This window comes from Paraburkholderia sp. DHOC27 (genome assembly GCF_003429005.1).
Classification (GTDB): Bacteria; Pseudomonadota; Gammaproteobacteria; order Burkholderiales; family Burkholderiaceae; genus Paraburkholderia.
Genome location: NZ_QVQV01000001.1, coordinates 392,463 through 406,152, shown reverse-complemented (window position 1 = coordinate 406,152; position 13,690 = coordinate 392,463). Strand labels below are relative to the sequence as shown.

Genomic DNA, 13,690 nt, shown 5'->3' with positions numbered 1-13,690 from the left:
GGATTCCGCTTCGGATGAAAAGAGCGATTGACGACGCTGGCACAACAATCTGTTATTGATGGATGCGCTATTCACCGCGCGCCGAGGCTTCTAGAATCCATTGCCTCACAACCCGTTCTTTCCCGATGTGGAAGGACGGCCCGTAGACATCAGCGTAGACGACCATGACAACCGTTCCTTCGCAGAAGCCGCGCTACAGCGCGATGGCCATGAGCCTGCACTGGCTCATCGCCTTGTTGATCGTGGTCGGGTTTTATATCGGCTGGATCATGACCGATATCCCTGGCTTCACACCCACCAAGCTCAAGTACTTCTCGTGGCACAAGTGGATTGGCGTGACGGTGTTCGCGCTCGCGGTGATCCGACTCGTCTGGCGCCTCACGCATCGCGCGCCGCCGCTGCCGCTCGGCATGGCGCCGTTGCAGAAGCTCGCCGCTGAAGTCGTGCATGTGGTGCTGTACGTGTTGATGTTCGCGATTCCCATCTCGGGTTATCTGTACAGTTCGGCGGCCGGCATCCAGGTGGTGTATCTGGGCATCCTGCCGTTGCCCACCCTGATCGGCCCCGATCCCGCGCTCAAGGTCGTGCTGAAGACCATCCATATCTCGCTGGACTACACATTGGCCGTGCTGGTCATCGCGCATGTGCTGGCGGCGCTCAAGCATCAGTTTCTCGATCGTGACGGCCTGCTGGCCCGCATGATCCCCTTTCTCAAGTAACCCAGGACATGAGGCATATATGAACAGCTCTTTCCGCCGCTTGATGGTGACCGCCAGTGCGATTGCCTCGTTGTTTGCGGGTAGCGCGTACGCACAGGTCGACCTGTCGAAGAGTACGGTGAGCGCCACCTCGAAACAGATGAACGTGCCCACCGAAGGCACCTTCAAGAAGTTCACGGCGCAACTCGACTTCGATCCCGCCAGGCCGTCCGCAGGCAGCGCGAAGCTTTCCATTGATACCGCCAGCTACGATCTGGGCGACGAGAGCTACAACCAGCAGGTACGCGGCAAGGAGTGGTTCGACACGGCGCAGTTTCCCAATGCGACCTTCGTCTCGAGCGCAATTGCGCCGGCAGGCGGCAACCAGTTCAAGGTGAGCGGCACGCTGACCATCAAGGGCAAATCCACCAACGTGACGGTGCCGGTGACGGTCACGCAGCAAGGCGCGACGCAGACCTTCGACGGCACGTTGCCGATCAAGCGTAGCCAGTTCGATATCGGCACGGGGGAATGGAAGGACACGTCGGTGGTCGCCGATGAAGTCCTGATCAAGTTCCACCTCGTGGACATGCATAAATAAGACGTAGGTTATTTAGTAACGCAAACGAGTAACTCAAATAAGCAGTAACCCTGACTGGAGAAAGAAAGATGAAGAAGCAACTCTTGGCTGTGACAATCGCCGCGCTGGCGGCAGGTGCATCGTTTGGCGCAATGGCGGCGGAAACGACCTATATGCTCGATCCGATGCACACGGCGCCGAGCTTCGAAGCTGACCACTTTGGCGGCATCTCGATCTGGCGTGGCAAGTTCACGAAGAGCAGCGGCACGGTGACGATCGACCGCGCAGCGAAGACCGGTACGCTGGAAGCCACCATCGACCTGAGCTCGGTGGATATCGGCAACGACAAGCTGAACGAAGAACTGAAGAGCCCGCAATTCTTCAACATCGCGCAGTTCCCGACGGCGGTGTACAAGGGCACCTCGATGAAGTTCGAAGGCGACGTGCCGGTTGAAGTGGAAGGCGAGTTGACGCTGCACGGCGTGACCAAGCCGGTCAACCTGAAGATCGAATCGTTCAAGTGCTTCCAGAATCCGATGCTCAAGCGCGAAGTGTGCGGCACGGAATCGACCGCGACGTTCAATCGCGCGGACTTCGGCATCGACTACGGCAAGGCCTACGGCTTCAAGATGGAAACGGTGCTGCACATCCAGGCTGAAGGCGTGAAGCAATAAGCTTCGGCACTCACGCAGAAAAAAAGACCCGCCGTGTTACGGCGGGTCTTTTGCATTTTATGACGCAGGCATTGCCGCCTTAAAGCGGATCAGGCTCGCCGTTGTGCGGGCCCATCGGCCGCGTGGGCCAGTCGGTCCAGCGGTCGGGCCGGGTCGCTTCATGCGCCTCGTTCATCGGATAGCGAATCCGGTTCTCGGCCTTCGGCGTTTCGCCGATCACCATCATCCGCACCTCCTGATCCGTATTGTTGATGAAGGTATGGCAGATGCCCGTGCCAGCCGGAAACGCCACGGAGTCGCCCGGCGCCAACCGATGCAAGTGGCCGTCAATCCAGACATCCGGCGTGCCTTCAATCACGAACACGAATTCCTCTTCCGCGCTTTCGGCGTGCGGATACGATGTACGTCGTCCGGGCGGCAGACGCATATGATGAATGCCGATGCGCTGCAGCCCGAGCTTGCTGGCGAGCGGCGCACCAATGCCCATCAATTCGGTGCTGCCCGTGTAGTGCGAGTCGTCTGCGCCTTCCAGTTCGGTCCAGTGACGGATGAAGTCGGGTCGTTGCATTGCGTGTCTCCTTGATGCGGTCTCGGTTGCGTCTCGTTTGCGCTTGCGTCGCGCATGGATGATTGCAGCGCCTCCTACCGGCGCGCTCCCTTGGCGGATATCATAGTCGACACTGCCCGGCAGCCCGCCGGGCTCATCATCGGGGACGGCCTGCCGCGCCGTCCGCAGCGAAGTCCACTATGAACAGCACCCCCGACACTCCATCGCGCCCCGCCATGCGTGCGCTGACGCCCATCGAAGCGCGCGTGCTCAGCGTGCTGGTCGAAAAGCAGCATACTGTGCCGGACACCTATCCACTGTCGCTCAATTCGCTGAGCGCCGGTTGCAATCAAAAGACGGCGCGCTCGCCAGTCATGAACGTGTCCGATGCCGAGGTGCTCACCGCGATCGACGGTCTCAAGCAACTCAGCCTGGTGTTCGAAGGCAGCAGCAGCCGCGTGCCGCGCTTCGAGCACAATCTGAACCGTGTGCTCGGCGTACCGAGCCAGTCCGCTGCGCTGCTCACCGTGCTGATGCTGCGCGGCCCGCAGACGGCCGCGGAATTGCGTCTGAATGCATCGCGCCTGCATGACTTCGCCGACATTTCGTCGGTCGAGGTTTTTCTCGACGAACTCGCGGCGCATGAACCCGCGCGCGTCATCAAGTTGCCGCGCACGCCGGGCGAGCGCGAAAGCCGCTGGATGCATTTGCTGTGCGGCGAAGTGAGCGTGAATTTAAGCGCCGGTGCGGCATTGAGTGAGGACGCTGAACGAAGCGTGTCCAGCGAATCGGTTTCGGCGGCCGAGCTTGAAACGCTCAAGGCGGAGCAAAAGCGCATGGGCGAGGAACTGCTCCGGCTTCAGGCGTTGGTGCAGCACATGGCCACGGAACTGGGCATCAATCTGGATGGCGTTGCGCCGCCGTCGCAGTCGTGAGCGGCAAGCGCCACTGCCAGGTCCGGTGGGGCAAACTCATTCACCCGGAAAATCCCCAAACGGATTGCCCGTGTCCTTGGTTTCGGTGCTGAGGTTGTATTCGGCGCGGACAACCTTGAGCACACCTTCGATATCGCGCTCAAAGCCCGCGGCATTGCCGAAATGTTTCATCTCCCAGTTGCAGCCGGTCTTGTCGGGCTCCTGCAATTGGGGACGCGGCACGCGAATCTTCACGCCGTCTTCGACGACTTCTTGCAGGCGATGGATTCGCCGGTTCACTTCCTGCTGCAACTGCGATGCGTTGAGCGTCTTGCGTATCATCACACTCTCCTGACGGGCGCTACCGGAAGTCTAACGCAGCGGCAATCAAGACTCGCAATAGCCAGCACGCGCAAGGAAGCGATACGTCATGGCAAGCGCGGCACCAGTTCGAGCCGGTGCACTGCCGTACCCGGCAGAAACGGCGTGGCGTCACCTCGCACCCACGCTTCGTGACCTGCCAGAAAATACGGCGACAACGGATGACCCGACTGGCCGCCCGGCATTTCGAAGATGCCGTCCTGCTCACGCCCGGGCGACACTACCATGCGCTCCGAAGCGCCGAAAGAAGGCGCCTGCACGCGCGGCATATTGATGTCGCCAGGCAGCGGATCGTGCGGCGCGCCCAACGCATTACGCAACCACGGCAACCACGTCGGTACCACGCGGGCGAGCGGATGTTCGATGATCGCGCGGTTGCGCAGACCCCAGCTGGCATCCGCGAGCGGCACGTCATGGGGCACGGAGCGGATCGCGTGATCGATGCGGTCGAGCATGAAGGCGTGCCAGTCGAGACCGTCCGGCACCCACGCCTGATGCGCGGCGAGCGCTTCCATCACGACGTCATAGCGGGAGTTGGCGAGGCGATAGTCGAGCGCGGGCATGGGCGGATGCGCTGGCGATGGCGCCTGTGCGCTGGCAGCGGCGGGCGCCGCGAGTGCTTCGTCGAGCTTGCCGAACCACGCGTCGTAGAGCGAGAAGTAGAACGCGCGCACCAGTCGATAGCCGACCGCATCGGCATCCGCGCGGCCGTTCCACGAAAGCAGCAGCGCGCGGAACTGGGCCCGCTTTGGATGATCGCGCACGGCGTCCGCATCCAGCGCGGTGAGCGCGAGGTCGCGCCAACGCTCGATCCACAGCGCGCGGTCGTCGGTCTGCACGGCCAGCATGTCGCGCTCGGTTGCGTGCGGCAGCGCCAGCAGATCGTCGCGAATCTGCGATGCGCGGGCGCCGAGATCCGCGCCCGCGTCGCCGGTGAGGGCCGCTTCGGCATCCTGCAAGGTGCGGTTGTTGGCGGTCCACACGCGCCCAAGCGGCGGATCGATCCGCTGGGGATACGCATCCGGCGAAAGATAGCCTTGCCAGCCCTGATACGTGTCGGAGGTGAACGGCAGGTCGTCGGGAGCATCAACATCAGACGAAGCCGAAGCCGTGCGTCGTGGCAGCGGTCCCGCCAGCGTCCAGCCTATCTTGCCGTGCGCATCCGCGACCATGAAGTTTTGCGTCGGCAGGCCGCTGATCTGCGCGACGTGCAGCGCATGCTCCACCGTCGTGCTCTCTTCGAGTTGCTGGAGATTCAGGTTGACGGCTGCGGCATCATGCGCGATCCAGTGCACGGCATACGCGTGCGAGCCGACAACGATCTGCGGCCCCCATTGCGTATCCACGACGGGCAGATCGACCGGCGCGCCGTCTTTCACGTCGATGCGCTCGTGATGCACGGTGGCGGTTTGCCACCCGCCGCCCGCCACCGCGTATTGCAGCGGATTGGCGGGATTGCGCCGCAGTTCGATCAGGTCGATATAGCGTCCATAGCTATTGGTGAAGCCCCATGCAATCTGGCCGTTGCTACCCGCGGTGACGAGCGGCGTGCCCGGCAGGCTGACACCCGTGACGCGATGCGTCTGGCCGCCTGGATCGCGCCAGCTCAGCGAGATCCGATACCACGTGTTGGGCAGCATCAGACCAAGGTGCATGTCGCTCGCGAGCAGGGCGCCGCCGTGCGCGCTATGCGCGGCATCCACGGCCCAGCCATTGCTGCCGATCATCGAATTGCCCGGCAGGCTGAGCGCGTCGAGCGTGTTGCTCTGGGTGGCAGGCGTAAGGCTCGCAGACTTCGAGCCACCCAGCCAGTCGGGCCGCGTGGCGGGCGGGGTGGGCAAAGCGATATCCGGCGATTTCGCGAGATCCAGCGGGGCGTCCCAATGACTCGTGGCGGGCAGCAGGAAGCGGAACAGATCGTCGGGCACCCGCTCGCGCAGCGCGGCGCGCGAGAGAATCCGCTGGGTCTGGAACGATTGCAGATCGAAGTACATGGCGTACACCACGAGCAGGGTGTCCTCGGGACGCCACGCGACGGGACGCGTGCGCAACAGCCAGTATTCGAAGGGGCGCGACTTGAGGGAAGCGAGGCCGTCGTTCACGCCGGCCGCATAGCGCTCCAGCCGTTCACGTTGAGCGGCGGACATGGCCTCGATCAACTGATGCGCGCGCTCGCGAAACCGCTCGGGCCGGTTGCGCAGATCGAGTGGCAACGCACCAGGGCCGATCAACGCGGCCATCTCTCCCGCCGCGACACGCCGCAGCAAATCCATCTGGAAGAAGCGGTCCTGCGCATGCACGTAGCCGGTGGCGTAGGCCACGTCGAGGCGGTTGCCGCCGCTCACGGTAGGCACGCCGAGCGCATCGCGTTCTATCGTCACCGGCGCCGAGAGCAGCGGCGCGGCGCGGGTGCCGTCGAGCGGCGGCAGGCTCGCGCGCAATGTCAGCCATGCGGCCAGCACGAACAGCGCGAGCAGGATGAGCAGCACGACCCCGCCGCCCAGCACGCGCCGGCGTTTGACGGAACGCGGTCTTCCTGGGGAGAGGCTCGGGCGCATCATGGCTCGTCGTCCGTGGAAGTGATGCGGCCGGGTCGGCCGTCATGGCGTGCCTGGGCCGCTACAGGCGTATGAACATAGCACAAGGCGTCGGCGCCACGCCCTGCGCGGCCTAGCTGTTCAACATGATGAGCGGATAGCCGACCACCACTGCGTTGTAGACGGCGTGCGTCACCATCGAGGCGAGCAGCATCTTTCTGCGTTCATAGACCCATGCGGTTCCAAGGCCGAGCACGAAGACCGGCAGCATCGAAAACGGGGGATGCACGATGGCAAACAAAACGGCACTGCCGAGCGCGGCCAGCGAGAAGCCGAGCGACCGGCGCAGGCCGCCAAAGATGAGTCCGCGAAACACGAATTCCTCGAACAGCGGCGCGGCGCAGACCGAGAGTGCCACGATGGCGAGCCGCGCGGCTGGCGTCAAGATTCGCGCATGCGTGAGCTTCGGCTCGAACCCGTAGTGCCGCGCCAGCCACAGATACAGCAATCCCGCCGCTGCGCAGAACAGCCCCACGCCGGCCCCCAGCGCGACACCCACCGCGATGTTCGAGCCAAGCATTTTCGGCACCTCACGCGTCTTCAGAGTCCAGAACGCGGCGCTCATCAGCAGATAGGTGATGGCCCCCGCGCAGATGTAAGCCAGCACGATGCGGGCGGTGATATCACCCGGCACCACACCCTTCAGCACAGACATGGCCATGAACTGCAGGACGAAGAAGAGCGTCGTTGCGATCAGCCCGTCAGCCAGCGACACGCGCGCCGCCGGCGCGGCCGAGGCGTCGAGCAGATACGGCATGCGGTCACTGGCCTTTTGCCAAAGCGCGAAGGCAAGCGCGCCACATAGAAAGGGGATGGCCAGATGTGGCCACCACGCGTGCGTCAGCAACGCGTACGCATAAAAGCCCGCCAGCAGCATGAACAGATACACGTAGCGCACGCCGGGCTGACGCTGCTGTGAGCCTGACGGCATGCCAGGCGACAGGCCGGAGGACAAACCGGACAAGACGCCGAGCGCCGTGGCGATGATGGCGTAGATGGGCAGGCCGAGCAGCGCGAGCGCGAACTCGATCACCTGATGCCACGACGCGGCGGGAGAGACGGCCAACCAGTACGCCAGCATCAACAGCGGATACGGCAGGGCGATATAGGTATAGAAGGTGGCCTTTTCTCGCAGCACACTACCAATTGAACGCGGGAACGTGTAGAGCAGCCAGAGCTTGTCGCCTTCGGTGGCGAGCATGGAGAGTGTGGACAGCGTCAACGTGTACGCGCCAATGCCGAACGCCGCCGTCGCGACCACCGACGAATCGCGAATAAAGTGTGCGGCCACCTGCTCGTTGATGAGGAACTGCCCCATCACCATGATGAGTGGCAGGCCAAAGCATTGCACCAGATAGCGGCGGTCACGCAGCAGCAACGTCAATTCGCGCTGCTTGATGGGCGACAGCCAGCTTCTGCGTGATCCCTCCGCCTGGACTTTCGAAGCATGCCGCTGACGCAATCCCCGGCCGCTTTCACGCGCACCATGCACCACGAGCCCCTTGCGAAGCTGGAAGCGCAAAAAGGCGATGCAGGCCAGCGTCACCACCGCCGCTTCTGCCCATAGCAGACCGTACAGGCCGAGCGCGTTCAGGCTGAACGGCGCGCGCAATACCTGCATGGCGACGCCCGGCGGCGTCCAGATGGCCCACCCAGGCATGCCTTGGGCGAGTATCAGGGCATAGTGGCTGCCGCTCGGTGTGTCGAGCGAGATCATCAGGTAGATCACCGGCGCGAGCGCGAGCCCGAGTACTGCCTGGAAATTGCGCAGCGTGGCAGGGGCGAGCGCGGTATGGAGACCGAGGTCGAGAACGGTCCACGCCGCGGCGGCCAGCAGCGTCAACGGCGCCGCGATCAACAGCGCGCAGGGCAACGACAGCCAGCCGGCGTTCGCATACCACGCGACCATCGACCCCAGCACCGCAAACGCAAACCAGGGCGTGGGATTGACGATGGTGCGTTCGACGATCCGTGCGCATAGCTGCATGGTTCGCGTCATCGGCAATGTGGCGATCCATTCGAAATCCCAGTCAGGACCGGCGCGCACGGCGAGCGCGAACGGATACAGCACGCTGAACAGCCACAACAGGCTGATGAGCATGGCCATGCCGCGCATCATCAGATCGTTGAAGGCGGCGGCGTGCAGCATGCCGGCAAACTTGCCGGCCAGTGATGGCGGGATAGCCGCGCAGGTTGCGTCATCCTGGCAATGCAGCATCAACAGGAATGCGCGCACGCTCTTGCTGAAGGACAACGCCATCAAGCCTGTCACCGATAGCATGACAAGCCAGCCGACGCCCGCGCGTCTCGGCGCGGCGGTGCGCTTCGCGTTGTTCTTCGCGTTGGCCTTCTTGGTACCCATCGGGCTGGTCAAAGTCCCCGCGTTATCTGCGACGCCGTGGTCGACTTTGCGCTTGTCGCGTCCCCATAGCCGGGTGGCGTAGACGATATTCGTGAGCCTGCGCAGACGCAGGCCGGCCAGCACGAGCGTGCCGCGCAGTGCGTAGTTCAGTAGCATGGTCAGGAGGCGTTGGCGAGCGTGGAGTCAGTCGTATCAGCGGCCGAGGCGTCGTTCGTGAGGCTGAGAAACACGTCCTCCAGCGAGCCGTTGGTGGCGGTGCTGGCGCGGATTTCATCCGGCGTGCCGGTGGCCACCAGTTTGCCGTGATGGATGATGCCGACCCGGCTGCACAACCGCTCGGCCATATCCAGCAGGTGGGTGGACACGAACACCGTCACGCCCTGCGCGACGCATTGCAGCAAACGCTCGTTGACTTCGCGCGCCGCACGCGGATCGAGACCGTTGATGGGCTCGTCGAGGATCAGCACACGCGGTTGATGGATCAGCGCGCACGCCAACGCTAGCTTCTTTTTCATCCCCATCGAGTAGTTCACCGCGAACTCGTCGCCGGCTTCGTCGAGGCCGAATTCGGCGAGCAGGCGCTCGCTGCGTGTTCTGGCCTGAGAGCGCGAGAAGCCGTGCATCTGCGCGACGAACTGCAGGATTTCGTGGCCGCGCAGGTAGTCGTAGAAGATCGGATTGTCGGGCAGATAGCCGATGCGGCGCTTCACTTCTACCCCGTCTGCGTGGCAATCGTAACCGTCGATGCGGACCGAACCGTGGGTGGGCACGAGCAGCCCCATCATCATGCGGATCGTGGTGGTCTTGCCGGCGCCGTTAGGACCGAGAAAGCCGAATAGCTCGCCCGGCGCGACGCGCAGGTTCAGGCGGTCGACGGCATGGAAGCCGCCGTATTGTTTGGATAGTCCGTTGAAGTCGATCATCGTTGTCCCGAGGTGTTTTTATTATCGATGCCGAGTAGCGCTGGCAAGCTTAAAACAAAAGGATCGGATGGTGGCGGATTTTTCGCCTGGGGTGTCGAGAGATGCTTTTTGGATTGGTCGACGCTTGCCGTGAGACCAGGCCCCTGGCCATTCGGATGACTATCCTACGGAGTGCCGCGTCCGGTACACTTTGGCTTCGATTTGCGGCGTGGAATCTTTGCCTTAAAATAGTTCGGTTAACTAAGCGTTAGCGCGATTTTTAAGGCGAATCTTCACGTGGGAATGCAGCTTGATGAAAGTAAGAAAGTTTCAGTTCAAGGAAGGGAAAGTGAACAGTCACGAAAGTTTTCATGTGGTGTACGACGGCCCAGCTTTGATCGAACATCGTATGGACGTGCGCGACCTCGCGCCGGCACTGGTCGCTGTTGCCGATCTACTCAGGGCAGCCAACAAGGAGATCAATGGCGATGCGTCGGAGGTGCGGGTGCACGTCAACGGCACCTTCAAGGCCGGATCGTTCGGCATTGACTTAATTGCCAGCCAGCAGTTGCTTTCGCACATCAAGGATATTTTCTCGGGCAACACGGCGACGGCGATCTCCAACGCGTCGGCCATCATGGGCCTGGTGGGATTGACCGGCGGTGGGTTGATCGGCCTGTTGCGCAAACTGAAGGGACACCCTCCAGTGAGGATCGAGCAGAAGGCCGATAGCGAGACAGTGTGGGTCAACGAGGTGGAGAGTATCGAGGTCAGTCCGCACGTCGTGCGTCTGTACTGGAACAAGGTAGTCCGGACCAGCCTGGAAAAGTTGATGTCACCGCTGGAGCGTGACGGCATTTGCAACTTTGGCGTGGTGACGAACGACAAGGTCGTGCTCGATGTGCATGACGACGAGGTGGGATCGTTTAGCGCGGTGGGGCTGAATGCGGATGCCGAGATGGTCTCGGACATTCTTTCCTCCCGAAAGCTGCTGCTGATCGAATCGCTCGCGTTCAAGGACGGCAACAAGTGGCGTGTGCACGATGGCAACTACGCCTTTCACGTGTCGATCGAAGACGAGGAATTTCTGGGCAAGATTGATTCTGGCAAGCGGTTTGGCAAGGGTGACATGCTGATCGTCGATTTGCGCCAGGTGCAAACCGTACTTGGCGCCAAGCTGCTCAACGAGTCGATCATCGTCAAGGTGTGGGAACACCGCCGACCGCTGCAAGCGAGCCTGTTGTAGGTGTCCCACGACTTCAATACATCAAGCCATCAAGGTTTCAGGAAGTCGCCAATGATGCCGGCGATTTCCGCGGCATGGGTTTCCAGTGCGAAGTGGCCCGTGTCGAGGAAACGCACCACCGCATTGGGCATGTCGCGCTTGAACGCTTCAGCACCGGGCGGCAGGAAGAACGGATCGTTCTTTCCCCACACGGCCAAAAACGGCGGCTGATGCGTGCGGAAATATTCCTGGAACGCCGGATACAACGCCACGTTGCTTCGATAGTCGCCGAACAGGTCGAGCTGTACTTCGTGCGCACCCGGTCGGCTCATGTAGAAGTCATCGAGCGAGTAGCCGTCAGGCGACACCAGCGAGGTGTCCGGCACGCCGTGCGTGTATTGCCAAACCGTGGTCTCGTGTGTGAGCAGCGCGCGAAGCGCATCGCGATTCGCTGCTGACGGATCGTGCCAGTAGGCGCGAATCGGATTCCAGCCGTCGCTCAAGCCCTCTTCGTACGCGTTGCCGTTCTGCGAAATGATGGCCGTGATGCGCTCGGGATGGCGCACTGCGAGCCGAAACCCGGTGGGCGCGCCGTAATCGAAAACGTACACCGCAAAGCGGTCGAAACCAATCACCTCCGTGAAGCGTTCAATCACCTCGGCGATGTGATCGAAGGTGTAGGCAAAGCTGGCGCGATCCGGCATGTCCGTCTGGCCAAACCCTGGCAAGTCTGGCGCGACGATGTGAAAGCGGTCGGCGAGCTGCGGAATCAGGTCGCGAAACATGTGTCCCGAGCTGGGAAATCCATGCAGGAGCAGCAGCTTCGGCGCGCCGGAGCGACCGGCCTCGCGATAGAACACGTTGACGCCGTCGACGTCGGCACGACGATAAGACACGGAGGACATGGCGGTTCCTTTACTGAGTTGAGGGCGACTGGCAAAGCACGCAACCTGCGGCTCGGACTGTGTAACCTTGTTGATTGCTATATTCAGGTTACAAACCGCGTATGTAACTTGTCAAGATGATTTTTAGTGGTTACGATGTCACTAACGCTTCCCCATTCGTCACACAGATGGACTACCGTCAGACTCCCGCGATTTTCATTGCCGACACCGCCGGCCTCGACTTCCTGAATTCCGTGGCAACACCCGTGGACGAGCAAGTCGAATGGATCAGCAATGGCGAAGGTCTGCTGGCCTGGCTCGATCAGGCGGGGCTGGTGCCGCGCGCCGCGCTCGAGGCGATTCGCACGCGGTCCACGCCCGCCGAACTGGACGACGTGGCGGCGCGGGCGCGCGAACTGCGCGAATGGTTCAGGGGCTTTGTGCGCGCGAAGAAAGGGCGTGCCCTGGTCGCCGCCGATCTGCGCGAACTCGAGCCGCTGAATCAATTGCTGGAACGGGACGAGCAGCACGCGCAGATCGTCGCGGACGTCGCCAGCGGCGTGACGGCCTTCGAGTTACGTGCGCAGCGCCGCTGGCAGACGGCGGAATCCTTGCTGATGCCGCTCGTCGAAGTGCTGGCGCGGCTGGTCTGCGACGAGGACTTCACGCAGATCAAGGCGTGCGAAGGGGCGAAATGCACGCTGCTGTTTGCCGATCACACGCGAGGTCACGCGCGCCGCTGGTGCAGCATGGCCATGTGCGGCAATCGCGCCAAGGTCGCGGCGCACAGGAAACGCGCAAAAGAGCAGGCAAACGGCTAGCGGGAGAGGACGGGCGCCGTCGCACTGGATGCCATGCCGTCCTGGCAATTGGCCATCAGCGAATGACGATGCAACCGCGCGCGCCATGCTTTACGATTGTCACCGCGAACGACACGTAGCGCGCATCGACATGCATCTCTCAACGCATTCCACGAAGGCTCAACCATGACAAACCCAGTTGCGATCGGTATTGCGGGGGTCGGAAAGATCGCCCGGGACCAGCATCTGCCGGCACTCGCCGCGAATCACAGCTTCCACCTCATTGCCGGCGCGAGCCGCAACGCCACCGTCGACGGCATCAATAACTACCCGAACGTCGAGGCGATGCTCGCAGCCGAGCCGTCGCTGCAAGCCGTTTCGCTGTGCGCGCCGCCGCAGGTCCGCTTTGCGCAGGCCAGCGCCGCGCTGAGCGCCGGCAAGCACGTGATGCTGGAAAAGCCGCCCGGCGCGAGCGTTGCCGAAATCGGCGCGCTCGCCGAGCTTGCGCTGCAAAACCAGGTCACGCTGTTCGCCTCGTGGCACTCGCGCTATGCACCCGGCGTCGAAGCCGCGCGCGCCTGGCTTGCCTCACGGGAGGTCAAGTCAGTGCACGTGCAGTGGAAAGAAGACGTGCGCCGCTGGCACCCGAATCAGGAATGGATCTGGCAACCCGGCGGTCTCGGCGTGTTCGATCCGGGTATCAACGCGTTGTCCATCATCACGCGCATTCTGCCGCGCACGTTCTTCCTGAAGGCGGCCGAATTGCTCGTGCCGGCGAACCGGCACAATCCGATTGCCGCGAATCTCGACTTTACGGATGCCGCCGGCACGCCGATCCGCGCGGAATTCGACTGGCGTCATGGTCCTGAAGAGCTGTGGCAGATCGACGTGACCACGCAGGACGGCGGCGCGCTGCGTCTGTCGCAAGGCGGCAAGCATCTGGAGATTGACGGCAAGACCGTGGATATCGGCCCGGAACGCGAATACCCGAATCTGTATGAGCGCTTCGCCGACCTGATCGCCAACGGCACCAGCGACGTGGATGTGCGTCCGCTTCAGCACGTGGCCGACGCCATGCTGCTGGGCGAACACAAAACGGTCGAGGCGTTCGTCGAGTAAGCTCGAT

General features: G+C 62.5%; 13 protein-coding genes. 7 read left to right on the top strand and 6 right to left on the bottom strand.

Translation table 11 applies throughout. The annotated features are described in order from the left end of the window. Positions 1-164 precede the first annotated feature (164 nt). From D0B32_RS01750 to D0B32_RS01740, 3 genes are all read left to right on the top strand, one after another. Positions 165-719, top strand: coding sequence for a cytochrome b (locus tag D0B32_RS01750; protein WP_117331956.1), 555 nt, complete (start codon positions 165-167; stop codon positions 717-719). Positions 720-738: 19 nt separating this feature from the next. Then, entirely contained in the window at positions 739-1,299 is a 561-nt protein-coding gene (locus tag D0B32_RS01745) for a YceI family protein (protein ID WP_117331955.1), read from the top strand. 68 nt (positions 1,300-1,367) lie between these two features. Beyond that, positions 1,368-1,952 carry a YceI family protein gene (locus tag D0B32_RS01740; protein WP_117331954.1) on the top strand — a complete coding sequence of 195 codons (585 nt, stop codon included), beginning with the start codon at positions 1,368-1,370 and terminating at the stop codon, positions 1,950-1,952. 79 nt (positions 1,953-2,031) lie between these two features. Here D0B32_RS01740 and D0B32_RS01735 read toward each other — a convergent pair whose 3' ends face one another. Beyond that, positions 2,032-2,520 (bottom strand): cupin domain-containing protein, encoded by a 489-nt coding sequence (locus tag D0B32_RS01735; RefSeq protein WP_117331953.1) that lies wholly within the window; start codon positions 2,518-2,520, stop codon positions 2,032-2,034. A gap of 179 nt (positions 2,521-2,699) precedes the next feature. Here D0B32_RS01735 and D0B32_RS01730 point away from each other — a divergent pair, with 179 nt between their 5' ends. Next, entirely contained in the window at positions 2,700-3,434 is a 735-nt protein-coding gene (locus D0B32_RS01730) for a YceH family protein (RefSeq protein ID WP_117331952.1), read from the top strand. Between the two features lie 36 nt (positions 3,435-3,470). On the opposite strand, the gene D0B32_RS01725 is transcribed toward D0B32_RS01730, so the two are convergent. The 4 genes from D0B32_RS01725 to D0B32_RS01710 all read right to left on the bottom strand — a co-directional run bounded on the left by D0B32_RS01725 (position 3,471) and on the right by D0B32_RS01710 (position 9,676). Further along, positions 3,471-3,755 (bottom strand): hypothetical protein, encoded by a 285-nt coding sequence (locus D0B32_RS01725; RefSeq protein ID WP_117331951.1) that lies wholly within the window; start codon positions 3,753-3,755, stop codon positions 3,471-3,473. Between the two features lie 86 nt (positions 3,756-3,841). Beyond that, positions 3,842-6,355 (bottom strand): penicillin acylase family protein, encoded by a 2,514-nt coding sequence (locus D0B32_RS01720; RefSeq protein WP_117331950.1) that lies wholly within the window; start codon positions 6,353-6,355, stop codon positions 3,842-3,844. Positions 6,356-6,464: 109 nt separating this feature from the next. After that, positions 6,465-8,909, bottom strand: a complete 2,445-nt coding sequence (locus D0B32_RS01715; RefSeq protein WP_117331949.1) for a CPBP family intramembrane glutamic endopeptidase — start codon at positions 8,907-8,909, stop codon at positions 6,465-6,467. Between the two features lie 2 nt (positions 8,910-8,911). Next, positions 8,912-9,676 carry an ABC transporter ATP-binding protein gene (locus tag D0B32_RS01710; protein ID WP_117331948.1) on the bottom strand — a complete coding sequence of 255 codons (765 nt, stop codon included), beginning with the start codon at positions 9,674-9,676 and terminating at the stop codon, positions 8,912-8,914. 328 nt (positions 9,677-10,004) lie between these two features. Between D0B32_RS01710 and D0B32_RS01705 the strand changes: the two genes are divergently transcribed. Continuing rightward, entirely contained in the window at positions 10,005-10,901 is an 897-nt protein-coding gene (locus tag D0B32_RS01705) for a hypothetical protein (RefSeq protein ID WP_259294854.1), read from the top strand. Positions 10,902-10,930: 29 nt separating this feature from the next. Here D0B32_RS01705 and D0B32_RS01700 read toward each other — a convergent pair whose 3' ends face one another. Next, positions 10,931-11,785, bottom strand: a complete 855-nt coding sequence (locus D0B32_RS01700) for an alpha/beta fold hydrolase (RefSeq protein WP_117331947.1) — start codon at positions 11,783-11,785, stop codon at positions 10,931-10,933. A gap of 167 nt (positions 11,786-11,952) precedes the next feature. On the opposite strand from D0B32_RS01700, the gene D0B32_RS01695 reads away from it, so the two are divergent. Both D0B32_RS01695 and D0B32_RS01690 read left to right on the top strand, forming a co-directional pair. Next, the gene (locus D0B32_RS01695; protein WP_117331946.1) at positions 11,953-12,585 is read left to right on the top strand and encodes a CGNR zinc finger domain-containing protein; all 633 of its coding nucleotides are present in this window, start codon (positions 11,953-11,955) and stop codon (positions 12,583-12,585) included. A 165-nt stretch (positions 12,586-12,750) separates the two neighbouring features. Then, on the top strand, positions 12,751-13,683 hold the full coding sequence (locus tag D0B32_RS01690; protein ID WP_117331945.1) for a Gfo/Idh/MocA family protein: 933 nt from the start codon (positions 12,751-12,753) through the stop codon (positions 13,681-13,683). The last annotated feature ends 7 nt before the right edge of the window (positions 13,684-13,690 follow it).